This is a genomic window from Maribacter sp. UBA3344 (genome assembly GCF_002362375.1).
In the GTDB taxonomy this organism is placed as follows: Bacteria; Bacteroidota; Bacteroidia; order Flavobacteriales; family Flavobacteriaceae; genus Maribacter; species Maribacter dokdonensis.
In genome coordinates, this window is record NZ_DERI01000008.1 from 370,586 (window position 1) to 393,229 (window position 22,644).

25 protein-coding genes are annotated in these 22,644 nt (G+C 35.8%); 14 read left to right on the forward strand and 11 right to left on the reverse strand.

From position 1 onward, the window contains the following. Positions 1-31 precede the first annotated feature (31 nt). The 5 genes from B2Z27_RS04820 (at position 32) to B2Z27_RS04840 (ending at position 4,466) form a co-directional block, all read left to right on the forward strand. Complete coding sequence (locus tag B2Z27_RS04820) at positions 32-406, forward strand: response regulator (protein WP_210707324.1); 375 nt, start codon at positions 32-34, stop codon at positions 404-406. A gap of 4 nt (positions 407-410) precedes the next feature. Then, positions 411-1,451, forward strand: a complete 1,041-nt coding sequence (locus tag B2Z27_RS04825; RefSeq protein WP_071339704.1) for an adenylate/guanylate cyclase domain-containing protein — start codon at positions 411-413, stop codon at positions 1,449-1,451. A 23-nt stretch (positions 1,452-1,474) separates the two neighbouring features. Continuing rightward, the gene (locus B2Z27_RS04830; protein WP_286812771.1) at positions 1,475-2,101 is read left to right on the forward strand and encodes a Pycsar system effector family protein; all 627 of its coding nucleotides are present in this window, start codon (positions 1,475-1,477) and stop codon (positions 2,099-2,101) included. Positions 2,102-2,176: 75 nt separating this feature from the next. Beyond that, positions 2,177-3,670, forward strand: coding sequence for a M28 family peptidase (locus B2Z27_RS04835; RefSeq protein WP_286812772.1), 1,494 nt, complete (start codon positions 2,177-2,179; stop codon positions 3,668-3,670). 52 nt (positions 3,671-3,722) lie between these two features. Continuing rightward, positions 3,723-4,466: a DUF6090 family protein gene (locus B2Z27_RS04840; RefSeq protein ID WP_071339705.1), complete on the forward strand. Its 744-nt coding sequence runs from the start codon at positions 3,723-3,725 to the stop codon at positions 4,464-4,466. 312 nt (positions 4,467-4,778) lie between these two features. Here the strand turns inward: B2Z27_RS04840 and B2Z27_RS04845 are convergent, their stop codons facing one another. Both B2Z27_RS04845 and B2Z27_RS04850 read right to left on the reverse strand, forming a co-directional pair. Further along, a complete protein-coding gene (locus B2Z27_RS04845) occupies positions 4,779-5,762 on the reverse strand; it encodes an SDR family oxidoreductase (protein WP_286812773.1) in 984 nt (327 codons plus the stop codon). Positions 5,763-5,805: 43 nt separating this feature from the next. Further along, entirely contained in the window at positions 5,806-6,186 is a 381-nt protein-coding gene (locus B2Z27_RS04850) for a glyoxalase superfamily protein (protein WP_058105621.1), read from the reverse strand. Positions 6,187-6,312: 126 nt separating this feature from the next. Here B2Z27_RS04850 and B2Z27_RS04855 point away from each other — a divergent pair, with 126 nt between their 5' ends. Then, positions 6,313-8,340, forward strand: coding sequence for a S9 family peptidase (locus tag B2Z27_RS04855; protein WP_286812774.1), 2,028 nt, complete (start codon positions 6,313-6,315; stop codon positions 8,338-8,340). Further along, positions 8,330-9,178 carry an endonuclease/exonuclease/phosphatase family protein gene (locus B2Z27_RS04860; RefSeq protein WP_244745143.1) on the forward strand — a complete coding sequence of 283 codons (849 nt, stop codon included), beginning with the start codon at positions 8,330-8,332 and terminating at the stop codon, positions 9,176-9,178. The genes B2Z27_RS04855 and B2Z27_RS04860 overlap by 11 nt, the downstream gene beginning before the upstream one ends. 82 nt (positions 9,179-9,260) lie before the next feature. Here B2Z27_RS04860 and B2Z27_RS04865 read toward each other — a convergent pair whose 3' ends face one another. Next, entirely contained in the window at positions 9,261-10,397 is a 1,137-nt protein-coding gene (locus tag B2Z27_RS04865) for a M23 family metallopeptidase (RefSeq protein WP_286812775.1), read from the reverse strand. A gap of 77 nt (positions 10,398-10,474) precedes the next feature. Then, positions 10,475-11,308, reverse strand: a complete 834-nt coding sequence (locus tag B2Z27_RS04870; RefSeq protein ID WP_091603253.1) for an alpha/beta fold hydrolase — start codon at positions 11,306-11,308, stop codon at positions 10,475-10,477. Between the two features lie 130 nt (positions 11,309-11,438). Here B2Z27_RS04870 and B2Z27_RS04875 point away from each other — a divergent pair, with 130 nt between their 5' ends. From B2Z27_RS04875 to B2Z27_RS04895, 5 genes are all read left to right on the forward strand, one after another. After that, positions 11,439-12,050, forward strand: coding sequence for an FMN-binding negative transcriptional regulator (locus B2Z27_RS04875; protein WP_286812776.1), 612 nt, complete (start codon positions 11,439-11,441; stop codon positions 12,048-12,050). A gap of 96 nt (positions 12,051-12,146) precedes the next feature. After that, positions 12,147-12,644: a CIA30 family protein gene (locus B2Z27_RS04880; protein WP_286812777.1), complete on the forward strand. Its 498-nt coding sequence runs from the start codon at positions 12,147-12,149 to the stop codon at positions 12,642-12,644. Positions 12,645-12,746: 102 nt separating this feature from the next. Then, positions 12,747-13,232, forward strand: coding sequence for a DoxX family membrane protein (locus B2Z27_RS04885; RefSeq protein WP_058105615.1), 486 nt, complete (start codon positions 12,747-12,749; stop codon positions 13,230-13,232). Between the two features lie 137 nt (positions 13,233-13,369). Further along, positions 13,370-13,789 (forward strand): DUF2141 domain-containing protein, encoded by a 420-nt coding sequence (locus tag B2Z27_RS04890; protein WP_286812778.1) that lies wholly within the window; start codon positions 13,370-13,372, stop codon positions 13,787-13,789. An 80-nt stretch (positions 13,790-13,869) separates the two neighbouring features. Next, a complete protein-coding gene (locus tag B2Z27_RS04895; RefSeq protein WP_286812779.1) occupies positions 13,870-14,805 on the forward strand; it encodes a LysR substrate-binding domain-containing protein in 936 nt (311 codons plus the stop codon). 98 nt (positions 14,806-14,903) lie between these two features. On the opposite strand, the gene B2Z27_RS04900 is transcribed toward B2Z27_RS04895, so the two are convergent. Then, positions 14,904-15,326 carry a hypothetical protein gene (locus B2Z27_RS04900; protein ID WP_286812780.1) on the reverse strand — a complete coding sequence of 141 codons (423 nt, stop codon included), beginning with the start codon at positions 15,324-15,326 and terminating at the stop codon, positions 14,904-14,906. Positions 15,327-15,398: 72 nt separating this feature from the next. After that, positions 15,399-15,596, reverse strand: coding sequence for a hypothetical protein (locus tag B2Z27_RS04905; protein WP_058105611.1), 198 nt, complete (start codon positions 15,594-15,596; stop codon positions 15,399-15,401). Between the two features lie 145 nt (positions 15,597-15,741). Here B2Z27_RS04905 and B2Z27_RS04910 point away from each other — a divergent pair, with 145 nt between their 5' ends. Beyond that, positions 15,742-17,010: a D-alanyl-D-alanine carboxypeptidase/D-alanyl-D-alanine-endopeptidase gene (locus B2Z27_RS04910; protein ID WP_286812781.1), complete on the forward strand. Its 1,269-nt coding sequence runs from the start codon at positions 15,742-15,744 to the stop codon at positions 17,008-17,010. Here the strand turns inward: B2Z27_RS04910 and B2Z27_RS04915 are convergent, their stop codons facing one another. After that, positions 17,011-17,511 (reverse strand): peptide-methionine (S)-S-oxide reductase, encoded by a 501-nt coding sequence (locus B2Z27_RS04915; protein ID WP_286812782.1) that lies wholly within the window; start codon positions 17,509-17,511, stop codon positions 17,011-17,013. A 23-nt stretch (positions 17,512-17,534) separates the two neighbouring features. Continuing rightward, positions 17,535-18,116: a GDP-mannose pyrophosphatase NudK gene (nudK, locus tag B2Z27_RS04920; protein ID WP_286812783.1), complete on the reverse strand. Its 582-nt coding sequence runs from the start codon at positions 18,114-18,116 to the stop codon at positions 17,535-17,537. 182 nt (positions 18,117-18,298) lie between these two features. On the opposite strand from nudK, the gene B2Z27_RS04925 reads away from it, so the two are divergent. After that, positions 18,299-19,867 carry a M81 family metallopeptidase gene (locus B2Z27_RS04925; RefSeq protein WP_286812784.1) on the forward strand — a complete coding sequence of 523 codons (1,569 nt, stop codon included), beginning with the start codon at positions 18,299-18,301 and terminating at the stop codon, positions 19,865-19,867. Here B2Z27_RS04925 and B2Z27_RS04930 read toward each other — a convergent pair whose 3' ends face one another. The 3 genes from B2Z27_RS04930 to B2Z27_RS04940 form a co-directional block, all read right to left on the reverse strand. Continuing rightward, a complete protein-coding gene (locus tag B2Z27_RS04930; protein ID WP_286812785.1) occupies positions 19,868-20,521 on the reverse strand; it encodes a DUF2461 domain-containing protein in 654 nt (217 codons plus the stop codon). It lies immediately after the preceding gene. A gap of 452 nt (positions 20,522-20,973) precedes the next feature. After that, positions 20,974-21,771 (reverse strand): TIGR00266 family protein, encoded by a 798-nt coding sequence (locus B2Z27_RS04935; RefSeq protein WP_071339720.1) that lies wholly within the window; start codon positions 21,769-21,771, stop codon positions 20,974-20,976. Between the two features lie 64 nt (positions 21,772-21,835). Continuing rightward, positions 21,836-22,603 carry a CPBP family intramembrane glutamic endopeptidase gene (locus B2Z27_RS04940; RefSeq protein WP_286812786.1) on the reverse strand — a complete coding sequence of 256 codons (768 nt, stop codon included), beginning with the start codon at positions 22,601-22,603 and terminating at the stop codon, positions 21,836-21,838. Between the last annotated feature and the right edge of the window lie 41 nt (positions 22,604-22,644).

The window sequence follows — 22,644 nt, forward strand, 5'->3', positions numbered from 1 at the left end:
ATAATATGTACAAACACAAAAAAAACAGATTATGAAGATATTAGTTGTAGATGACGAACAAGATGTAAAAGTGCTTTTTCAACAGCGTTTTAGAAAAGAAATAAGAAAAGAGGAACTAGAATTTGTTTTTGCATTCTCTGGAGAAGATGCACTCAAAATTATGAAAACAATGCAGCATGAAGCGGTATTGATTTTATCAGATATCAATATGCCTGGCATGAGCGGCTTAGAGTTATTGGATAACATCAAAAAAAATTATGTGAAACCACCACCAATGGTTATGATGATAACCGCTTATGGAGATGATGAAAATAGAACAATGGCAAAAAATCTAGGTGCGGACGACTTTCTAACCAAACCTTTAGATTTTTCAGTTCTTAAAGACAAGCTGATAACCTTAACTTAAGACTATGGCAAAAATAATGGTAGTAGATGATGAGACGGACTTAGAGATACTCATCAAACAGAAATTTAGAAAACAGATACGGCAGAACGAATACGAGTTTGTATTTGCTATAAACGGTAGAGATGCGCTAGAGAAACTTGGGGAAAATCCTGGTATAGATATTGTTTTGAGCGATATTAACATGCCAGAGATGGACGGTCTTACCCTACTCTCGGAATTGCATGAATCTAGCCCTTTAATTAAATCGGTTATTGTTTCCGCCTATGGTGACATGGAAAATATTCGTGTAGCCATGAACCGAGGTGCCTTTGATTTTATCACTAAACCCATAAACTTTGAAGACTTAACGATTACGATGGAAAAGACTTTAAAGCATGCCATGGAAATTAGAAAAACACTGCAGGCCATTAAAGAAAACAATATTCTAAAAATGTATGTTGATGAAAACGTACTCAATTTTATGGGTGGCCAAGAGTATGAGTCTAAAATAATGGCAAACGAGAATATTGAAGGTACCATAATGTTTGTAGACGTATGCGGATTCACAAAAATTAGTGAAACCACTAGTCCTGACATTGTTGTTTCAATGCTAAATACCTATTTCGATACCATGGTCAAAGAAATAATGGAGCAAGATGGTATTATAGACAAATTTATAGGTGATGCCGTCATGGCCGTTTTTAGAGGAGAATATCATTTAGACCGTGCCATTGATGCTGCACTGGCCATTAGAAATCAAGTGAACAGCTTACCCAAAGAGGAAGGCAAAGAAACATACCAGCCAAAAGTTTCTATAGGTATTAAAAGTGGTGAAATGATTTCCGGAAATATTGGTTCCGCTACCCTTAAGCGTCTAGATTACACTGTTATAGGAGACTCGGTAAATACTGCCGCTAGATTGCAAGATGCCGCTAAAGAAAATCAAATTATCATCTGTGAAAGTTGTTACGAACAGGTAAAAGAGGCTTTTAAATGTGAGAACCTAGGTAGTATTAACATGAAGAACAAAGCAAAACCTCTTACGGTGTACAATGTGATAGAATAGCCATTGAAACTAAATTTAAAGCCATGACCAAACCGATTGACAATAAAAACCAGAATTCCAATAAAACCAAACAAGAGCATAACCCATTGTCCGCTTTTGAGAAAGGTCTTTTAGATGAATTAAAATCCAAGGGACATGCAGAAGAATTAGTAGATCATTATTGGGGCACCATTAATTATGTATCTGGACTCATAAAGGCTTCGGAATTGAAGGCGGGACTTATACTCTCTTTCTATGGTATTATTCTCAATTTCATCTACCAAAGTGCTGCTCCCGTAATGCATTCCGTGTCAAATGCCATTTTGTTCTATATACTAATTGGACTGTGGTTTGTAGCTACCGTAGTTTCCATTTTTTATAGTGTACGCTGCTTTATTCCAAAACTTGAAGGGAACTATAGTGATAATGTGTTTTATTTTGGAGATGTCATTACCAAGTTTGGCACTATTAAAGAATTTTCACAGAAGTTTTATGATGTAAGTATTAATGAAAAAGAAGTTTTTGAGCAACTGGGGGAACAGATTTACATCAATTCAAAAATATCTGCGTGGAAGTTTAGAAACGTTCAACGATCTATATTCTTTTTAGCTATTAGCCTTGTGCTACTGCTATTAACAGCAGTTTATTATGGAGTGTTAAGAATTATGTGACCATAAGCACACACCGCTATAACACTTAAATGTATTATTTAAAACTAACATCAAATAACCCATATAATGAATACTATGAAACCTTTACTACTACTTATAACTTTATGCTTGACCACTCTGGTTTTTGCTCAGACAGATTCAGAAAAAGCAGAGATGACCGTTGATAAAAATGAAATTGAGGGACATATATATTTTTTGGCCGATGATGCCCTAAAAGGTCGTGCTACTGGATCTCCAGAATTAAAAATAGCGGCATCCTATCTAGCTAATACTTTACGCGGGTATGGCATAAAACCGCATTCTGCCATAAATTCTTACTATCAGAAATTTAATTTAATACAAACCACTGCAACCAAAGTACTTAAGGTTTCTATAAATGGGGAAAACTATCCACACACCATTGCAGTGGAAGCAAAAGGGAGTGATCTTTCCGGAGAAGCAATCTATCTTAATTTTGGAATTGAAGAAGATTACAAAGGAAAAGATGTCAACGGAAAACTTATTATAGTAAAAGGTGGAACTTCAGAAGCTTCAGATGCTAGAGCAGTTTATAATGCACATAAAGAAAAACAGGAATTAGCAATCAAAAATGGGGCAATAGGGTTACTTGAGATGACTTTACTTGAAGAAGATTGGTGGACCAGGGTTTCTCATTTCATGGAAGAAGGTGTTAAGATACCTGATACTAAAGATGAACAAATGCCAAAACCAGATTTTATTCATCTTTGGGTAAATTCCTCAGCTAATAAACTTGCTACATTCAATAATGCTAAGCTAGCATATGCAATAGAAACTGACGGAATAAAAGAAGAAACACTAGAAACACAAAATGTAATAGGTGTTCTAGAAGGTACCGATCCAAAATTAAAAGAAGAATTCATTATGTATTCTGCACATTATGACCATGTGGGTATTGGTAAACCTGATGCTGTAGGTGATAGTATTTATAATGGTGCACGGGATAATGCCATAGGCACTACTGCTGTTTTAAGTATGGCAGAGAATATTGGAAAGTTTCCTACAAAACGGTCAGCTATATTCATTTTTTTTACCGGAGAGGAAAAAGGTTTATTAGGTAGTCAATATTATGTTGAGCACCCTATATTTCCACTCAAACAAATAGTATATGGTTTCAATACCGATGGTGGAGGGTATAACAATACAAAATTGGCTACCGTAATTGGATTAAATAGAACAACAGCACAAAAACATATTGTTTCAGGTGCCGCAACTTTTGGTTTAAAAGCCATTGATGACCCTGCTCCTGAACAAGGACTATTTGATCGTAGCGATAATGTAAGCTTTGCCAGTAAGGGTGTACCCGCTCCTACTTATTCAACTGGTTTTGATGCCTTTGATGATGAAATTAACAAATATTACCACCAACCTAGTGATGAGGCAGATAGTTTGGATTATGATTATCTATTGAAATTTTACCAAGGCTATGTGCTCTCAGGTAGGCTGATAGCCAATGACCCTGAAACTCCTTTTTGGGTGAAAGATGATAAATATGAAGCTGCAGGTAATGTGTTGTATGGTAAGGTTCCTGAAGCTCCAATTAAAAATTGACCCCCCTCTAAAATAAATCAATTTGACGCCAAGAAATCAGAACAATTGACCAATGATTAATTTCTTTAGAAAAATCCGCAGAAACCTGCTCGAAGAAGGCAAAGTCTCCAAGTACTTAAAATACGCCATCGGTGAAATTATTCTCGTTGTTGTTGGAATATTAATTGCATTACAGATTAATAATTGGAATGAGTATCGTAAAAGCAGAAAAGTAGAATTGAATTACCTCAAGAACATTCAAGAAGATATACTATCGGATTCTTTATATTTTGAAAGAAGTTGGTTTAAAAGAGGTGATAAAAAAATACAAGGCTTAAATAAAGCTAAAAATTATTATCTGAACGGTATTATACCAACCGATACCATCACATTTATAAATGATGTAGCTTATGGTGGTATTTATGGCATCGGCAGGCTTACCCCCAATAACAGAACTTATAATGAGTTGTCAAGTACAGGTAATATTAGCCTAATATCAGACCAAGACATTCGTGATGAGATTGTTGCGTACTATTTAAATTTAGAATTCTTATATGAATATGGGGCCGATTCACGGAGTGATTATCCTCATTTTATGAACTCATATAAAGTATTTAACCCTAAATTTCCAGATTCAGTAAGTCCCGCCGAAATCCCCATTCTTTTAAAAATGATGCGTAAGGATAAATTTTACCAACTCACTAATTCAGAATTAACCTATGCCTATTCCATTCTAAATAGGCTTGAGTATGTCAAAAAAGATGCTGCACTCTTATATCACAGAATAGATAATTATTTAGAGCATCATGAAAAGTAAGATTCAAGCTAGTTTTTAATTACCCAATATTTACCACTCTAAGGTGAAGAAAATGATTGCGCACAGTGTTTACTTCTATTATCATTTCACATACAAGAAAAAATTCAGCAGACTCAAAGAACCCACCCCTAGCCCCTCCAAGGAGGGGAATGTTTAATTGCTTTACTCCAACCAATTCATAGAATGATACGCGTAAATTAACATTTAAAAACGCTAAATACTCACAAATATCACGTATTCCTCCCCTCCCGGGAGGGGATTTAGGGGTGGGCAATACGAATGGTGAATCAACCTGCTAGAGCTCTTAAAAATCTACAAACCTTTATAAGCCTTCAACACATTCTCAATCTTAGCCTCTGTCCCTTCATTTATGTTTTGATGTTCTGGATGCTCTAACAACCACTTTACGGTCCTCTTTATCCCTTCCGAAAACGGAATTGTAGCTTTAAAACCCGGTACAAAAGTTTTTATCTTGGTATTATCGAACAAGACACTTTCTGCTTTGTCCGCTAAAAGTGTACCCGTAAATGACGGCTCTACTTTACAAATAAAGTCCGACGCTATATGAACTACTTTTGCTTCCTTCCCTAAGGCATCAGCCAAAATCTTATAAATCATATTCCAGGTCAGCACCTCATCTGAAGTTATATGAAAAGCATGCCCTATTGCCGTCTGTAATCCTAATAAACCTACAAATCCTTTTGCAAAATCATCTGAATGTGTCACTGTCCAAAGTGAGGTTCCGTCTCCATGTACAATTATTTCTTTGCCATCCAATATTCGCTGTGCGGTATTGAACTTATCAAATCCACCAACGGCTATAGGTATTACCGTATCATACGTTAAGGATGGTCTTACTATGGTAATAGGAAATCCTTCCTCACGATATGCTTTCTGTAACCTGTCCTCACATTGAATTTTACCTTGAGAATAATCCCATAGATTATTATGTAACGGAGTAGACTCCGTAATTACAGGATAGCTCAATGGCGTTTGATAACAAGATGCAGAACTTATAAAAATGTATTGCTTGGTCTTTCCTTTAAACAATTCAATATCGCGCTCAATATCATCAGGTGTAAACGCTATCCAGTTCACCACAACATCCCACTCATGTTTTTTCAGCTCTTCAAGTTCATCTGGTTTGTTGATATCACCAATGATGCTGTGCGCGCCCTTAATATCAACTTTGGCTTTGCCCCTATTTAATAGGTACAAATCCATTCCTTTGGCAACTGCCAATCTACTACTTGGTGTACTTATATTCCCTGTTCCTCCTATAAATAATACTTTCATTTCTATATTTTTAATTCTTGATGATTCCATGAAACTGAACGGTCTAAACATCTCTATAAAATGTTAATCCGTTTTTAAATGGATCGTAAAAAGCAAACTCCCGTGTTCCCCATGCGGTTTCCCTTAGCAATGTATGTGCATTAAAAACATCTACGTTTGAATACTCGTTGTACAAAGCTTCTATGTTTTGAGATACAATGCGCAACATAGGTCTATCTATATCTACCTCCCACATTTTTTTATTGTGCCATTGCAAATGGATCTCAATATCGTCCCTTAAGATACCCGCATATTTTGGGTTTTTGGCATCATCTGCGAAGGCAATCTTAAACCCCAAACGGTTAACATAAAAATCTAACGCCTCAACAACATCCCAAACCGGAAGCACAGGGTGAATTTGATGTAAATAGCCTTTTTCTTCCATACCGTGAAAATACAAAAAGGATTAAAGGTTTGAATGTTAATACTTCCTCAAATCTTAATGTAATGCGTTCAATTTTTTTAGTAATTCGCTATCTTCAAGGCATCATTTCAAACCAAACTCAACACTATGAAAATTATTACAAAAACACTCTTTCTCCTATTATTTTCAATAACGGTAACTGCACAAGTTTCTTCAAATCTTGAGCTTACCGATATATTTAATATGGAGTATGTATCTGATCCTCAGATATCGCCAGATGGTAGTAAAATAATCTACGTTAGAAACTTCAAGGATATTATGACCGACAAGAATTTATCTAATCTTTGGATCATAAATTACGACGGTTCACAAAATAGACCTTTGACAACTGGCAACCAAAACGACTACTACCCACGTTGGTCTCATGACGGTAAAAAAATCATTTTTAAATCGAACAAAGAGGATTCCAAAATGAAATTATACCTCATGTGGATGGATACCAAAGAAATTGCTCCATTAACGAATACTCCTAAAAGTCCCGGTGCCGTAAGCTGGTCTCATGATGATCGTTATTTAGCTTTTACCATGTTTGTGCCAGAGGCTGAAAAATCTATCGTGAAAATGCCTACGAAGCCTGAAGGCGCCAAATGGAATACCCCACCAACATATATTGATAAATTGAACTATAGGGGTGACGGTCAGGGATATATTAAAGGCGGAAATACTCAACTTTTCACCTTATCTATTGATGGCGGTACGCCAAAGCAATTAACTACTACAACATTTGACCATGGTGCTCCCGTATGGGCCAAAAATGACAAAGCGTTATACTTCTCCGCAAATTTTAATCCAGATGAGGCTTTTGAACCTGCCAATAGCGAAGTCTATAAATTAGACTTATCAACAGCAGAGGTAACTCCACTGACTTCTAGATATGGACCGGACAATTCACCTACAGTTTCTCCAGATGGCAATTTAATAGCTTACACCGGTAAAGATGATAAATTACAGGGGTATGAAATTACCAATCTTTATGTGATGAATACCGATGGAAGCAACCCTAGGTTAATTTCCGGTGATTTTGATAGGGATATTGCCAATGTGCAGTGGTCAAATGATGGCAAAGGTCTTTATTTTCAATATGATACGGAAGGAGCTACCAAAATAGGCCATATTACTTTGAATGGTAAAGTAACCACTCTTGTTGAAGGACTTGGTGGTTTGTCATTGGGAAGACCCTATAACGCGGGTGATTTTACCGTTTCTAACAACTCTAAATTTGCCTATACGTTAGGTAATACCGAACACCCTTCTGATTTAGGTGCTGCCGACAAAAAAGGTTCTAAACGATTGACTTTTGTAAACGACGATCTTTTCTCTTTTCGTGATTTAGGTAAGACCGAAGAAATTTGGTGGGAATCTTCATATGACCAGAAAAAAATACAAGGTTGGGTGGTTACTCCGCCAAATTTTGACCCAAGTAAAAAATATCCGTTTATTCTTGAAATTCATGGCGGACCGTTTACTAGCTACGGCTCAGTTTACAGTGCCGAGATACAGGCTTATGCTGCAGCTGGTTATGTTGTGCTGTACAGTAACCCAAGGGGAAGTACTAGCTATGGAGCGGAATTTGGTAACTTAATTCACCACGACTACCCTAATCACGATTATGAAGATTTAATGAGCGGTGTAGATGCCGTCATTGAAAAAGGATTTATAGATACCAATAATCTATTTGTTACCGGTGGTAGTGGCGGCGGAGTACTTACTGCATGGATAGTGGGTAAAACTGACCGATTTAAAGCTGCCGTGGTTGCCAAACCAGTAATAAACTGGACAAGTTTCGTGCTCTATGCAGATGGTGCTGCTTTCTTTTCTAAATATTGGTTCGGCAAAAAACCTTGGGAAGATCCGGAAAACTATTTTAGACGTTCTCCGTTAATGTATGTTGCCAATGTTACTACGCCAACTATGCTGCTAACGGGTGAAGAAGATTATAGAACGCCTATTGCAGAATCTGAACAATTCTATACTGCCCTTAAATTAGAAGGTGTTGAAACGGCTATGGTGCGTATTCCCGGAGCAGGACATGGCATTGCTAACAGACCTAGTAATTTAGTAGCCAAAATTGCCAGTGTACTAGCTTGGTTTGAAAAATACAAGGATGCGGAATAGTATAGAATATATAAGTTTTGTTCTGGCATTATGCATGTCGATATCAAGCCTTTGTGGTCAAGAAATTAATATACTTACCTATAATATAAAGTACGACAATGTTAATGATACAGTAAACAATTGGAACGATCGCAAAGCTGCCATGGTTGATCTTTTACAATATTATGACCCTGGTGTCATTGGCATGCAAGAAGTTCTGCATCATCAGCTAACGTTTTTAGATGAACAGCTTTCCAATTACCATTATATAGGTGTTGGTCGTGATGACGGAAAAGAAAAAGGCGAATACTCCCCTATTCTGTTCAACACCAAATTATATAAACTATTAAAAAGTGAAACATTTTGGTTGTCCGATACACCAAGTAAAATATCTGTAGGATGGGATGCCGCAATGGAACGTATTTGCACCTACGGATTATTTGAAGATTTAAATACGGGAAAGCAATTTTTGGTCTTCAATACGCATTTTGACCATGTAGGTACAGTTGCTCGTGAAAACTCGGCAAAACTCATTGTATCCAAGATAAGGGAGGTTAATCGTGATCATCTTCCGGTGGTGCTTATGGGCGACTTGAATTTGAATCCCACGGAAAAACCGATTCAATTTTTACAAAATGCCTTGGCTGATGGAAAATCAATCGCTCAAAAACCTTTTTACGGACCAACGGGAACTTTTAGCGGTTTTGACCATTCGCGTATTTTAACTAATCGTATCGATTACATATTCGTAGAAAACTTTGAAGTTTTAGAGTACCTACATATTGATGATAGAATGGAAAACAATAAACATATCTCTGACCACCTACCGGTCTTTACAAAGCTTTTAATGAGCAAATAAGTACTTCTTTCATTTTAGTTATTACGAAGCCTCTTCTTCTTAAAATCAAGAGGCTTTGTATTTCAATATAAAAGCATTTCCACTAAAGTTCAGATACCAGACTCTTATAAACAAACCCCTTATCCCCGCTTAAAAGTTCTATGTGTGCCCAATCTTTTGTATACCCTAATAATGACAAGGTGTCATTCCGTTTTACTTCTCCTAACTTTATGCCCACAACCTCTGGGGCATTTCTATAATTGGCAATTGCTGCTGATACTTTTATAAATTTAGATGTGCTCAATACCCTTTTTATATCAGGTCTTTCTGTCTTCTTTACAAACGGAAGCGGATCAATAGCCCCTTGACCGGATTTATAAATTCCAAAATGTAAATGTGGTGCAGTAGTACGGGCATTTCCCGTATTTCCTACCAGACCCAAAGTATCACCTATAGCTACTCTATTACCGGTTGATACCGATATACTATCTAAATGAGCGTAATAAAGCGATTTACCAAAGAGTCCCGCTCTTAACCAAACCTGTTTACCACCTAATCCTTTTTCGCCAGTAGCGCTTACCATACCATCAACCGCCGCAACTACCGGTGTTCCCCTTTCTGCAAAAATATCAATACCTTCATGACTACGTGCTCCACCCCCTCTAACCGCGCCCCAAAAACTTTGAATGGCTTTATTGTCCTTTCCGAGCACGGGAAAACCAAAACTAGGCGATGTATATAGTTGAAAGGAAAACATTCCTTGTGAGTTCAATTCCGGTTGAATGGTAATTTTATAAATTCCGGTTTCATCAATAGGCACTTTCGCATGATGTTCTCCCAACTTATTATGAAATTCATCCGTTAAACTACTGTCTGGGTTAACCTTTATGAGATTTATAAAACTTCGTATTCCCAATACATTGTTCTCAACCTCAACATTTAATACCTCACCTTCATTCAAGTACATATTATAACTATAAACTGTAATGCGATCTTTAAAATATTGACCTTGCTCGGCATAAGGAAGGCGTATTTGAAGACTATCGGCTTTTGCCAATTTATACGCCTGTTGCCAGGTATTAAAACGCAACGAATCTAAATTTTCAAATTCTCGTGCATAAAGCTCTCTTGCCGTTGGTTGTACAATGACATCGGTAACTTTTCTTATTTGCTTACAGCTATAAATCATTACCATAAACAGTAAAAAAATACATGCTTTGATTTTTGAACTTAAACTCATTTATTCTATGTATAGCTATTATTACAAATGAAAAATCGGACCGTATCAGGGTCCGATTTGCATTTCATTTCATTCAATTACTTCTTTAAAAAAGAAATCAAAATTTCATTCAATTCGTCAGGGTGTGTCACGTTTAGCCCGTGTGGAGCACCTTCAATTACTTCAAGAGTGCTATATTTTATGCCATCATGTGCTTGTTTTGCGGAAGTTTCTATAGGTACTGTTGCATCGGCATCACCATGTACAATTAATGTAGGTACGGTAACATTTTCAAGCTCTGGTCTAAAATCTGTATGCATCCATGCCAACGCAGCCTGTATAGTAGCTCTGGGAGAAGCAAAAGAGGCAATGGTAAAATCATAGTCTAACTGCGCCTGACTGATTTTCTCTCCTTTATTTTCTTCAAAATTGTAGAAACCTTTACTGAACTCCTTTAAAAAACCCACCCTATCTTTTTGAAGAGCATCAATAATACCTTCCAAGGCATCTTCCGGCACTCCTGAAGGATTATCCGGTTTTTGTTTTACTAATGGTATAATAGAACTGATCAATGCTGCTTTTGCTATTCTACTAGGACCATAATCCGTTAAATAGCGTACAACTTCACCACCTCCCATTGAAAAACCAACAATAATGGCATCCTTTAGTTCCAGCTCTTCAATAATAGCGTTTAAGTCACTTGCCAATGAAGAATAGTCATAGGCATCCCATGGAGATGAAGAAGTACCAAAACCTCTACGATCATAAGAAATACACCTAAAACCTTCTTCTACTATTTTCCAAACCTGTTGTTCCCATGATTTTCTGCTCAACGGCCAACCATGAATTAATATTACCGGTTGTCCGCTACCGTAATCTTCATAAAATATATCTACTTGTTCTTTTGCTTTTGTATTTGTTATAAAGGGCATATATGTCTATTTTAAATTCACTTCTAAGATATTTAAGATTAACGAATTTACTTAGCGTTAAAGGTGAAATTATTGGTTCAAAAAACGGATATTTATAACCATCTTTTGAATTCAATATATTTAAGACCATATGTTTATACCAGAACACTATCAGAACACGGACATCAAAGAAATACATGATTTCTTAAAAAATAACAGTTTTGGTATTTTAATCAATACTATTGAAGGTAAACCTTGGGGAACCCATATTCCTTTAGAACTATGTAAAAATGAAATGGGTAATGACATTTTGGTGGGACATATTGCCAAAGCCAATTTACAAAGCAAGAACCTTAATAACGGGGATCAGGTGTTATGTATTTTTAATGGACCGCATAGCTATATTTCTTCATCTTGGTACCAGCAAGAAGAAGTACCAACATGGAACTATATTGCAGTACATGTTTATGGTACCGTAAAAATTCAGACATCCGATGAATTATTGACCTCTCTACATGCTCTAGTAGATAAATATGAGCAACAATCTGAATATCCTGTTTCACTGAACAACATGTCTAAAAAAACAATGAGACAGGTAACTGGCATCATTGGTTTTGAAATTGAAATCAATGATATACAGGCTGTAAACAAACTATCTCAAGGAAGAAGCCATGACCACCCAAAAATTATCTCTGAGTTAGAAAAACAAGGTGCATCTGAAAAAGCGGTTGCAGAAGAAATGAAAAAAAGATTGCATGAATAAGTTAGTGTTCAAGCTAACATTTAAACCTTTAGAGTTGCCATCCTTTGTGCCTATCAACTAATTTTAACTTGAATTTGAACACCCTTAAAATATCTTATGATGCGTGAAGAAGTAACAATTTTTGATTTCAATAAAACCAGCAACCGAAAACAATGGGATTTGGTCAATGATGAAGTTATGGGTGGTATTTCCATGGGGCTTCTTCAAATTGATGATGATGGAAACGGTGTTTTCAGTGGTCATGTTTCATTGGAAAACAATGGCGGATTTTGCCTAATTAAGCATGATATAAATCGCATATCGGTTGAAAAATTTTCATCATTCGTTATCAAATTAAAGGGTGATGGTAAAAAATATGCCTTTAGATGTAAATCTGGCGAACATCAACGCCATACTTATAGCTATAGTTTTAAGACTACCAAAGATTGGCAAACGATCCAAATACCTTTTAAAGAAATGGAAGCTGTATTTAGGGGCGATAACTTAGAACTGCCAAATTACCATGGGGATTTTCTGGCTCAAATTGCCTTTATAATAAAAAACGGAGTAGCCGAAGACTTCACCTTAAAAATTGATAGTATTAAAATAGTTTAGGCAAGCAAATAAAATAATAAATTTTGAACTAATTCCCGTTGATTTTAGTCATTTTTATTTTACTAATTTTTAGGTAAGTTTAGATAATCAACCACCAACAATATGATTTATCAACTTACATCTTTAAAGAGATTGATAGTCCCTTTTAAAGTAGATGCACTCTTACCAAATATCTTCATTTTGATTCCAAGGGTATTTACTGGCTATCTTCTCGCATTCGTATTTGCTATTAACAAATTTGGCACTCCCTGGACACCTAAATCAATGAACCTTCAATTATTTGAGGTATCAGATTGGTTTGTAGAATTAACCAAGGATTTTGGATTACCATTTTCTTTAATGCCAGAAGTTTTTGCTTGGTCTGCCGGCTTAACCGAAGCATTGGGCGGTATTTTACTGTTATTAGGTCTTAATACCAGAATTACAGCTTTTTTTATTACTACAACTATGTTCATTACCATTGCATTTAGACCGTGGGACCAATCTTGGAACATTATGCCCACTTTTATGTTTTTCTGCTTAGGTCTATTTTTTATGGGTTTTGGCTCTGGGAAATTTGGTTTAGACTACCTCATTACCAAACGCTAGATGGTCGATATTTTTATATCGGCATTGAATTACGACAATTGGGTGCTACAATAAAACAATTGGGTAATCTACTTTTTCTAAAAATAGAGGTTTATAGCACCTTTGAAGTAATCAATTAATCTTTAAAACCTTTAAAAATGAAAAAGTTACTATTCCCCATTTTCGTATTAGCCATGAGTTTAACCATGAATGCTCAAAATAGTGAAGGCATTACATTAACAGTAGTTATTGAAAATGTTTTAAACAGTGAAGGACATGTATTAAGCGGACTTCATAATGAAGACACCTTTATGAAAGCAGAAGGCATAAAAACAAGTAAAGACAAAGCGGAAGCTGGAGAATTGGTTTTGACGTTTGAAAATATTCAACCTGGTGATTATGCATTTTCTGTATTGCACGATAAAAACGACAATAACCGAATGGATTTTGCCACTAACGGAATGCCAACGGAAGATTATGCCATGAGCGGTAATTCAATGCCAATGGGCCCACCGACATTTGCAGATTCTAAATTTACGGTTTCCACGGAAGACCTTGAATTAAGGTTGCGTTTCTAACATAAAAATAGCTTACATATAGTTCTTGTAATAGGTCATGATAATGGTTTTTAGTAATTTTAAAGCTTTAAACTATACACATGACCATTACTCAATTACAATATGTTCTAGCGGTTGCAGAGCACAAGAATTTTACCTTAGCAGCAGAGAAAAGCTTTGTAACACAACCTACATTGAGTATGCAGGTACAAAAACTTGAAGATGAGCTAGATATACTATTATTTGATCGTAGCAAAAAACCGATAACCATTACTGAAGTGGGTAAAAAAATTGTAGATCAAGCAAAGAATATCGTAAATGAGGCTGCACGTATAAAAGATATTGTAGAGCAAGAAAAAGGATATATTGGCGGAGATTATGTTCTGGGAATTATCCCAACGATAATGCCTACTTTATTGCCTATGTTTCTTAAGAATTTTATTCAGAAATATCCCAAGGTAAATCTAATTATCAAAGAACAAAATACAGAAAGTCTTATTCAAAACATTGAAGATGGCCACATAGATGCTGCAATTGCAGCAACACCTTTAGAAGTAGATTTCATTACAGAAAGACCTTTATATTATGAGCCATTTGTTGGCTATGTTCCTATGGAACACCGCTTGGGCAAAAGCACTAAAATATCCCCGGATGATTTAGATATTGAAGATATACTGTTATTACAGGATGGTCATTGTTTTAGGGAAGGTGTCCTAAATTTGTGCAAAGCACCAAAAATCGGAGGAGAACACTTTAGCCTACAAAGCGGTAGTTTTGAAACACTTATTAACTTATCTAATGAAGGTTTAGGTATGACATTACTTCCCTATTTAAATACACTTGAGCTTGACAGTTCAAAGAAAAAGAATTTAAAATATTTTAGGGACCCATCACCGGCAAGGGAGGTAAGTCTAATATACCATAAAAAGGAACTTAAAGTTCAAATTACGGAAGCCTTAAGAGATGTTATTACTGGCATTGTTCGCGGTGCCATTGCATTTCAAGATGTAAAGATTATTAGTCCGCTCACTAAGTAAAGTACCTCAGGGCAAGTCCGTGAGGCACTCAAAGGAAACAAACTTATAAATTCGAGGTAAGCCTCGGGATATTATACCCTTTGGCGGTGCCAATAAATTTATTGTTTCTTAAATCTGTATAAACATCCTTCTATGCATATGCCAGGGTAAGAAGGTGATAGTGTTAAGCTAGTCTTGCTACTATTAAAATCTGCCTTAAAACCTAAAGTATCTTTTTCTCCTTCGGTAATGAAATACAAATAAAGTTCTGGCGCTATTATTTCATAACTACCTGTATTCAAAGTCTCCTTATCAAAGTTGGTTCTTTCATAATTACCGAATTCATCAAAAATATACCGATAACCCTCATCAACATCTTGCCATTCGGTAGCTCCACCAGGACTTACATAAGACTCCGTCAACAGCCACTCTCCCACTAAGCTAGTATCGTCTACTGGTGTATTGTCAAATTCCGTGTCATCATTTTGACATTGCATTAAAAAGAGCAAACTAATGGTAACAAATATTCTAGTAATCATCATACTTTTTTAAATAAGACTCACAAAACACCAATTGGTTGCTTAAAAAAAAGAGCCACTTTACGTGGCTCTTACTTATGCTTTTAAATAAACTAAACTTTGTTTTAACTCTGGTTTATCCGTTATGAAACTTTCTAACCAGATTTTCAATTCTTCTACCTCTTCAGGTAATAACGTCTTTAAGGCTTTCTTCAACTCCTTACAAAAAAGCAAGGTATCAAAACTAACCTTTTTAAGTACTGTTTTACTATACTCTAGCATAGACTTAGACATTTTGTTGTTAGATTAATAGGTTTTGTTGTTGTATAAAGGTAAACAGAAATACAGAATTAATATTGTATACAAAAAGTTAAAGTAATACTCTTCGTGTTAATTTTTTATGGGTATCATAAGGTTTCTATTTTGTACTTTCGAATTCATGAAAAACTTGGTTTTAATTATTGTACTTATTTTTCTTGTATCCTCTTGTGGTTCAAAAAAATCTCTCATTAAGAAAAATTTAGACCAACGTCTAACATCCGCTTTTTATGAAAATCAGTTCACAGGTGTTTTAGTAATTGATGCAAATTCTAAAGACACCATTTATAACCTTAATGATCATAAGTATTTTACCCCTGCCAGCAACACAAAAATTTTCACACTTTTTACCGCTATAAGAACACTCCCGGACCAAATACCTGCATTGCAATATATTGACCGTAACGACACCTTGTATTTTGAAGGCACAGGCGACCCATCATTCCTACATCCTTATCTAAAAGATTCTACCGCATTTAAATTTCTAAAAAGTAAAAGGAATTTAGTATTCGCAACAGATAATTTCATGGATACCAAATTTGGACCAGGTTGGGCATGGGACGATTATCAATATTATTATTCACCTGAGCGCAACGCTTTTCCACTGTATGGCAATGTGGTAATGATACACAAGAATACATCACTTTCGGTTTCGCCCACATACTTTAAGGATAGTATTTTACAAATTAGAAATACCAAAAACCGTAAGGAGACTTCGAACCTATTTTTTTACCCACCCAATTATGCTGACACTATAGAAATACCTTTTATTACAAACACCCTCAACACAAAGGCCATTTTAGAGCAAGCATTGAACAAGCCTATTTTGAACAGGTCTAAAATGTCCATTGGAACAAAACAAACTTTACCTGGAATTCAGGCAGATTCACTCTACATTAGAATGATGCATGAAAGTGATAATTTCATTGCAGAACAATTATTGGTTCTAGCTGCCTCTACATTAAAGGATACTTTGAATAGTGGTTTAGCTAGAGAATATATCCTAGAACATGAACTAAACCAATTAGCGCAAACTCCAAGATGGGTAGACGGCTCAGGTTTATCTCGCTACAACCTGTTTACCCCACAAAATATGGTGCACGTTTTAAACGAATTATTTGTTCTTGTACCCAAAGAGCGATTATATTCCATTTTTCCTGCCGGTGGCTTATCTGGAACCCTCAAGAATAGATTTAAAGGTGTAGACCAACCGTATATTTTTGCCAAATCGGGCAGTTTGAGCAACAATTACTGCTTAAGCGGCTATTTACTCACAAAATCTGGTAAAACGCTTATCTTCAGTTTTATGAATAACCATTATAAAAATGCTACCAGTGACGAAAGAACCCAACTTGAACTTATGCTACAAACACTTAGGGACAACTATTGATCATAAAACATCTGTTGATACATGTTTTGCATACTTCTCTTTAAGTAATTGGATTTTTGGCGTAATATGTGTTTTGCAAAATGGCTTTTCGGTATCTTTAAAATAGTAATTTTGAAATCGTTCTTCTGAGGCATTAAATGCCCCAAATGGAAATATCCCAGTAATAATCGGCTCTTTAAATTCCAATTGTAACGCTGACAATAGCTCTTTCAAAATAGCTTGTTCATTATTCATAAAATAATAAATACCAGACCTATACTTATGGCGCATTGAATGATTCTGAGTACTTCTATGAGTATCTAAATGAATGGCAACTAAATCTTTTAGCGCTATTAAATTAGGATAATAATACACAATTACAGCTTCTGAAAAATTTTCAGGATCTTCTTTAGGTGCTATAAAACCCTGTTCTACCTTATGTACACCTTTTAAAGCCATAAAAACGGCTTCTGTGCACCAATGGCAACCACCACCAAACCCTATTTTAAAGAGATTTTGCATACCTATTTGTCGATAAACCGTGCCTAAACTAACCCATTCAATTTTGCATATTGCAATAACATAACTGTCTTGGCATCCTTAATTTCCCCATTTGAAACCATGGTGATAGCTTCATCAAAATTCAATTCTAAGACTTCAATGTTTTCGGTTTCATCTTCTGCGCCACCACCATCACTTACCTTCATACTATCATCATATTCTCCCACAAAAAGAAACAGCTCTTCGGTAACTGAACCGGGCGACATGTAGGTTTGAAAAACTTTTTCCACATTATTGATCTTATATCCGGTTTCTTCCTCAGTTTCTTTTCGTACACAATCTGCAGGGTTATCGCCATCTAAAAGCCCGGCACAAACTTCGATCATCATTCCGTCTTTATTACCATTAACATAGGTAGGCATTCTAAATTGCCTTGTAAGAACCACAGTCTTTTTTTTAGAGTTATACAATAAAATAGCAGCACCATTACCCCTATCATAAGCCTCTCTTTCCTGGGTTTCCCAACTACCATCTGGCTTTTGGTAGTCATAGGTGTATTTATTTAAAATATACCAATTATCAGAAAGTATTTCTCTTTTTACATTCTTAATGCCTCCATTTTTCAAATCAATAGCCGTTTTAAATTGTGATTATAAAGATAAAGCAGTACGCTTTAAAACGTGAAGAAATAAACTAGGTCTTTCCAATACTTACATTAATAGCTTAGAAAAGGTTATTTAGCAAAAACTCTTGCTAATATGCCCTATGAACCAGTATCTTTTCATGACAATCCAAACAACCTTAGATTTTGAAGCATTTATACCTTTACGCCGTTCTATTACTTAGCTTAGCTTCTTCTTGCAATGAAGAAAAAAAAGATACTGAAACCAAAAACTTACCTAAGATTGCCATTGCCGGTTTGGGCATAGAAAGTAGCACCTTTTCACCTGCCCTTTCTACTGAGGAAGCCTTTCATGCTAAAGTAGGTGATTCGGTTTTCACCAGATATCCCTTTTTACAGCCAGATTCTATAAATAGAAAAAGAGCGCAATGGGTACCAACACTTGTGGGGAAATCGCTGCCAGGTGGAACGGTAACGCGAGAAGCCTACGAATCTTTGGTTGGCAAAAGTTTGAAAATGCTAGAAGAAAACAAACCATATGACGGACTCTTTTTTGACATACACGGCGCAATGAGCGTGGTTGGGTTAGATGATCCTGAAGGTGACCTTATAATGCGTATTCGTGAAGTAATAGGTGATGATGTACTTATTTCTACATCTATGGATTTGCACGGTAACGTATCTGAACGATTGGCAAAACATACCGATTTAATTACGTGCTACCGTATGGCACCGCATGAAGATGCTATTGAATCTAAAAGAAGAGCGGTTACTAATTTAATTGACCGACTTGAAAGTGGCAAAGGTAAACCCGCCTTTAAGGCTTGGGTACCTGTACCTATTTTATTACCCGGAGAAAAAACAAGTACGCGTATAGAGCCCGGTAAGAGTTTATACGCAAAAGTTCCTACCGTTGCCAATCAAGAAGGTGTTATTGATGCCGCCATATGGATCGGCTATGCCTGGGCAGATGAACCCCGTAACCACGCCGTTGTAATGGTGACCGGAGATGATAAGGAAAAAGTTGCCGAAGGAGCAGAAAAATTGGCACAAAATTTCTGGGATGTGCGTAACGAATTTGAATTTGTCGCACCTACTACCACGCTAGATGAAAGCTTAAAACTTGCTTTGACCAGTGAAAAGAAACCTTACATGATCAGTGATATGGGCGATAACCCTACTGCTGGCGGTGCAGGTGATGTCACTTGGACATTGAAAAAGCTTTTGGCCAGACCGGAATTTAAGTCTAAAAACGGAACCTCTCTTATTTATGCATCTATACCAGGACCTGAGTTTGTAGAAAAGGCGTTAGAAATAGGAATTGGTGGTAAAATTAAAGCTGAAGCTGGCGCTGCCGTCGATGATAGATTTGCAGGTCCCCTAACGTTAGAAGGTACCGTTACCGCTATTAAAGAAGGTGATGTAAACGCTGAGATAGAAGTAGTTGTTAAGGTTGGTAATATTGATGTCATCGTGACCAAAAAACGCAAACCCTACCATCTTTTAAGTGATTTTACCAATTTAGGCCTGGACCCTAAAAACACGGATATTGTAGTCGTAAAAATTGGCTACTTGGTTCCTGAACTTTATGATATGCGTGGCGATTGGACCATGGCACTTACTCCCGGCGGAGTGGACCAAGATTTAAATAGATTAGGTTATAAGAGAATTAAAAGACCTATGTTTCCATTGGATAGCACTATGGCACAGCCAGATTTAAAACCTAAGTGGATTCCGGCAGCAGATGCGAAATAATTACACGGTAATGGCCTTATTCAAATAACGCCTAAATGGTAGCATTTCTTTATAAGCTGCTATTAATTCATCATCAAACTTAGCTTTGTTGGTTTCCTTAGTATTAAACTCTTGGAATACGGCAAAGGTTTTGGTTTTGAGCAATTCTATATGTTTATGATCTTTGGCGAACCCCTTAGGTGCATTGGTCAGTTTAGCATCTTCATAGAGGTCACCAAAACGGGTTTTAAAGGATTTCTTATTTAATATTTTCACCAATTCTTCTCCATCATAATCAATGGCTTCACGAACACTACGCAATACTTTTGGCTCCGGTCTCCATAATCCTCCCGCAAAAATGCAACGGTCTATACCCAACTCAAAATAGAAATCGGCAGTTTTTGGTTTCTTGTCAAACCCCGCTCCTAAATGGTCTTTATAAATAGGTTTATTGGGATGAAACATAAGGTTATTATTGATACGATTTATTCCCTTTTTACCCGGAGTATCATAGTACTCGTCATCAATAGCCGATAGTCTACCATTCATACTATTTAACCAATCTATATATTCATCACGTACCTGTTTGTACCATTTACGATTGGCATCCATCCATTCCTTTGAATTGTTTTGCTGTAATTCTTTTAAGAAGTCTATCTGATTTTTAAAACTCATAAGTTCGTTGCTCGTTGCTCGTTGCTGGTTGTTGGTTGTTGGTTGTTGGAAAATTAAAATACAAACTCAAGCTTAAAAATCAAATTCAAGTTCAAGTTCAAGAGTCAAGTTCAAGAGTCAAGTTCAAATTCAAATTCAAATTCAAATTAACATACTTTGTACTTAATACTTTCTTCTACTGGTTTTTGGCTTTTGGCTATTACGCTTCGCGTTATTTAGTATTAAGTAATAAATATTTAGGTACTGAGATATTATATTAGCAATTGCTCTAGTAATTCTTATTACTTAATAGCTTCCATTTGGTAAGCTTAGCTTTGCTAAATAATATATCTTCTAACAAGTCTATTTTCTACACTCTATACTCTATACTCTATACTCTATTTTCACGCTTCTAACTTTAGACTTCGTACTTAATACTTTGTACCTTGTACCTTGTACCCTGTCCATAATTCTTAAAACCTAGTATCTCCACCAACAATATCCCCTAAAGTCCCAAGGATACTACCTTCTCCTTTATCTTTTCCTCCTCTTGGTATTGATGCCAAAACTCTTCCTGCTAAACGACTGAAAGGTAAGGACTGAATATAGACTGTGCCGGGTCCGCGAAGGGTTGCGAAGAATAAGCCTTCACCACCAAAAACCGTATTACGAATACCACCAACGAATTCTATATCATAGTCCACATCTTTTGTAAAGCCAACAATACATCCCGTATCTACTTTTAGTACCTCACCAGGACCAAGGGTTTTCTTTGCCAACGTACCACCTGCATGTATAAAGGACATTCCGTCTCCTTCAAGCTTTTGCATAATAAAACCTTCACCTCCAAAAAGTCCACGACCTAATCTCTTAGAAAATTCAATACCGACAGATACACCCTTTGCAGCGCATAAAAAGGCATCTTTCTGACAAATAAAGCGTCCGCCCATTTCAGAAAGGTCAATTGGCAAAATTTTACCAGGATATGGAGAGGCAAAACTTACCTGTTTTTTACCTTGACCAATATTTAAAAATGCCGTCATAAATAGACTTTCTCCCGTAAGCATACGTTTACCTGCCGAGAAAATTTTACCAAGAACACTATTGTCTTGATTGCTACCATCACCAAAAATGGTATTCATTTTAATATCGGTATCCATCATCATAAAGCTACCAGCTTCGGCTACAACTGCCTCTTGCGGATCTAGCTCTATTTCAACATATTGCATTTCTTCTCCAAAAATCTCGTAATCTATTTCGTGTGCGTTCATTTCTATATTGTTTTTGATTGATGCTTATTAGTTGATGAAAAGAAGATATTGTTACAATTTTAATTCAATTGGTTTTAATGGTAAGCGTTTTTACATCTTTTAAAATCATATAAATGCCTGCTGTAGAAATTAAATACAGCAATAGTATAATAACAAAAATTCTATCTGAAGAATCAAACATTTCAATTGTCGTAAACGTTATTACAAAATTATAAATACCATGAAGTAAAATATTAAGCCACAATACTTTTGTTAAATAATACAAATATGTATAGAGAAGCCCTGTAATAAAATAGGCAAATAAGCCTTCAAAATTCCAATGTACTAAAGCAAATAGGAAAGAAGAAACAACCAAACCGAAAGCTAGCCCATAATGCTCCTTTAATTTTATAAAGATAATTTTTCGGTATAAAATTTCTTCTATAATTGGAGCTGCAATTACTGCTCCAAATAAATAAACAATACTATGTATACCATATTGAGATGGGTTTGTAAAAGTAAAAAAACGAACTTTAGATTGTAACAACCCTTTTATAAAAGATACATCTAGAGCTGATTGGAAAATAACTATAAAAACTGCAAGAAGCATAACATAAAATACCAACTTCGGGTTTACCTTAATTAATGAAAAATTTAAATGAATTCCGAATTGTATTAACAAAAAAACTATACCAATTATCGTAACTATTGGTATTGTTATTAAAGAAATAATGTCCACTTCCTCATTGCTTAAACCGAGTTGCATTGTTAACCAAATTATCAAACCATGAAGTAGATGAATTAATACTAAAGCAAGGAGAATTAAAAGAAATGGTTTATGTTTTAGCTGCATAATAGTAAAGTTATATAAAACCAAATTCCCAATTTTATCGG

Excerpts from the sequence above, each read along its gene's own strand:
- B2Z27_RS04820 (WP_210707324.1), top strand. The coding sequence starts at position 32 with ATGAAGATATTAGTTGTAGATGACGAACAAGATGTAAAAGTGCTTTTT.
- B2Z27_RS04825 (WP_071339704.1), top strand. The coding sequence starts at position 411 with ATGGCAAAAATAATGGTAGTAGATGATGAGACGGACTTAGAGATACTC.
- B2Z27_RS04830 (WP_286812771.1), top strand. The coding sequence starts at position 1,475 with ATGACCAAACCGATTGACAATAAAAACCAGAATTCCAATAAAACCAAA.
- B2Z27_RS04835 (WP_286812772.1), top strand. The coding sequence starts at position 2,177 with ATGAAACCTTTACTACTACTTATAACTTTATGCTTGACCACTCTGGTT.
- B2Z27_RS04840 (WP_071339705.1), top strand. The coding sequence starts at position 3,723 with ATGATTAATTTCTTTAGAAAAATCCGCAGAAACCTGCTCGAAGAAGGC.
- B2Z27_RS04845 (WP_286812773.1), bottom strand. The coding sequence starts at position 5,762 with ATGAAAGTATTATTTATAGGAGGAACAGGGAATATAAGTACACCAAGT.
- B2Z27_RS04850 (WP_058105621.1), bottom strand. The coding sequence starts at position 6,186 with ATGGAAGAAAAAGGCTATTTACATCAAATTCACCCTGTGCTTCCGGTT.
- B2Z27_RS04855 (WP_286812774.1), top strand. The coding sequence starts at position 6,313 with ATGAAAATTATTACAAAAACACTCTTTCTCCTATTATTTTCAATAACG.
- B2Z27_RS04860 (WP_244745143.1), top strand. The coding sequence starts at position 8,330 with ATGCGGAATAGTATAGAATATATAAGTTTTGTTCTGGCATTATGCATG.
- B2Z27_RS04865 (WP_286812775.1), bottom strand. The coding sequence starts at position 10,397 with ATGAGTTTAAGTTCAAAAATCAAAGCATGTATTTTTTTACTGTTTATG.
- B2Z27_RS04870 (WP_091603253.1), bottom strand. The coding sequence starts at position 11,308 with ATGCCCTTTATAACAAATACAAAAGCAAAAGAACAAGTAGATATATTT.
- B2Z27_RS04875 (WP_286812776.1), top strand. The coding sequence starts at position 11,439 with ATGTTTATACCAGAACACTATCAGAACACGGACATCAAAGAAATACAT.
- B2Z27_RS04880 (WP_286812777.1), top strand. The coding sequence starts at position 12,147 with ATGATGCGTGAAGAAGTAACAATTTTTGATTTCAATAAAACCAGCAAC.
- B2Z27_RS04885 (WP_058105615.1), top strand. The coding sequence starts at position 12,747 with ATGATTTATCAACTTACATCTTTAAAGAGATTGATAGTCCCTTTTAAA.
- B2Z27_RS04890 (WP_286812778.1), top strand. The coding sequence starts at position 13,370 with ATGAAAAAGTTACTATTCCCCATTTTCGTATTAGCCATGAGTTTAACC.
- B2Z27_RS04895 (WP_286812779.1), top strand. The coding sequence starts at position 13,870 with ATGACCATTACTCAATTACAATATGTTCTAGCGGTTGCAGAGCACAAG.
- B2Z27_RS04900 (WP_286812780.1), bottom strand. The coding sequence starts at position 15,326 with ATGATGATTACTAGAATATTTGTTACCATTAGTTTGCTCTTTTTAATG.
- B2Z27_RS04905 (WP_058105611.1), bottom strand. The coding sequence starts at position 15,596 with ATGTCTAAGTCTATGCTAGAGTATAGTAAAACAGTACTTAAAAAGGTT.
- B2Z27_RS04910 (WP_286812781.1), top strand. The coding sequence starts at position 15,742 with ATGAAAAACTTGGTTTTAATTATTGTACTTATTTTTCTTGTATCCTCT.
- B2Z27_RS04915 (WP_286812782.1), bottom strand. The coding sequence starts at position 17,511 with ATGCAAAATCTCTTTAAAATAGGGTTTGGTGGTGGTTGCCATTGGTGC.
- B2Z27_RS04930 (WP_286812785.1), bottom strand. The coding sequence starts at position 20,521 with ATGAGTTTTAAAAATCAGATAGACTTCTTAAAAGAATTACAGCAAAAC.
- B2Z27_RS04935 (WP_071339720.1), bottom strand. The coding sequence starts at position 21,771 with ATGAACGCACACGAAATAGATTACGAGATTTTTGGAGAAGAAATGCAA.
- B2Z27_RS04940 (WP_286812786.1), bottom strand. The coding sequence starts at position 22,603 with ATGCAGCTAAAACATAAACCATTTCTTTTAATTCTCCTTGCTTTAGTA.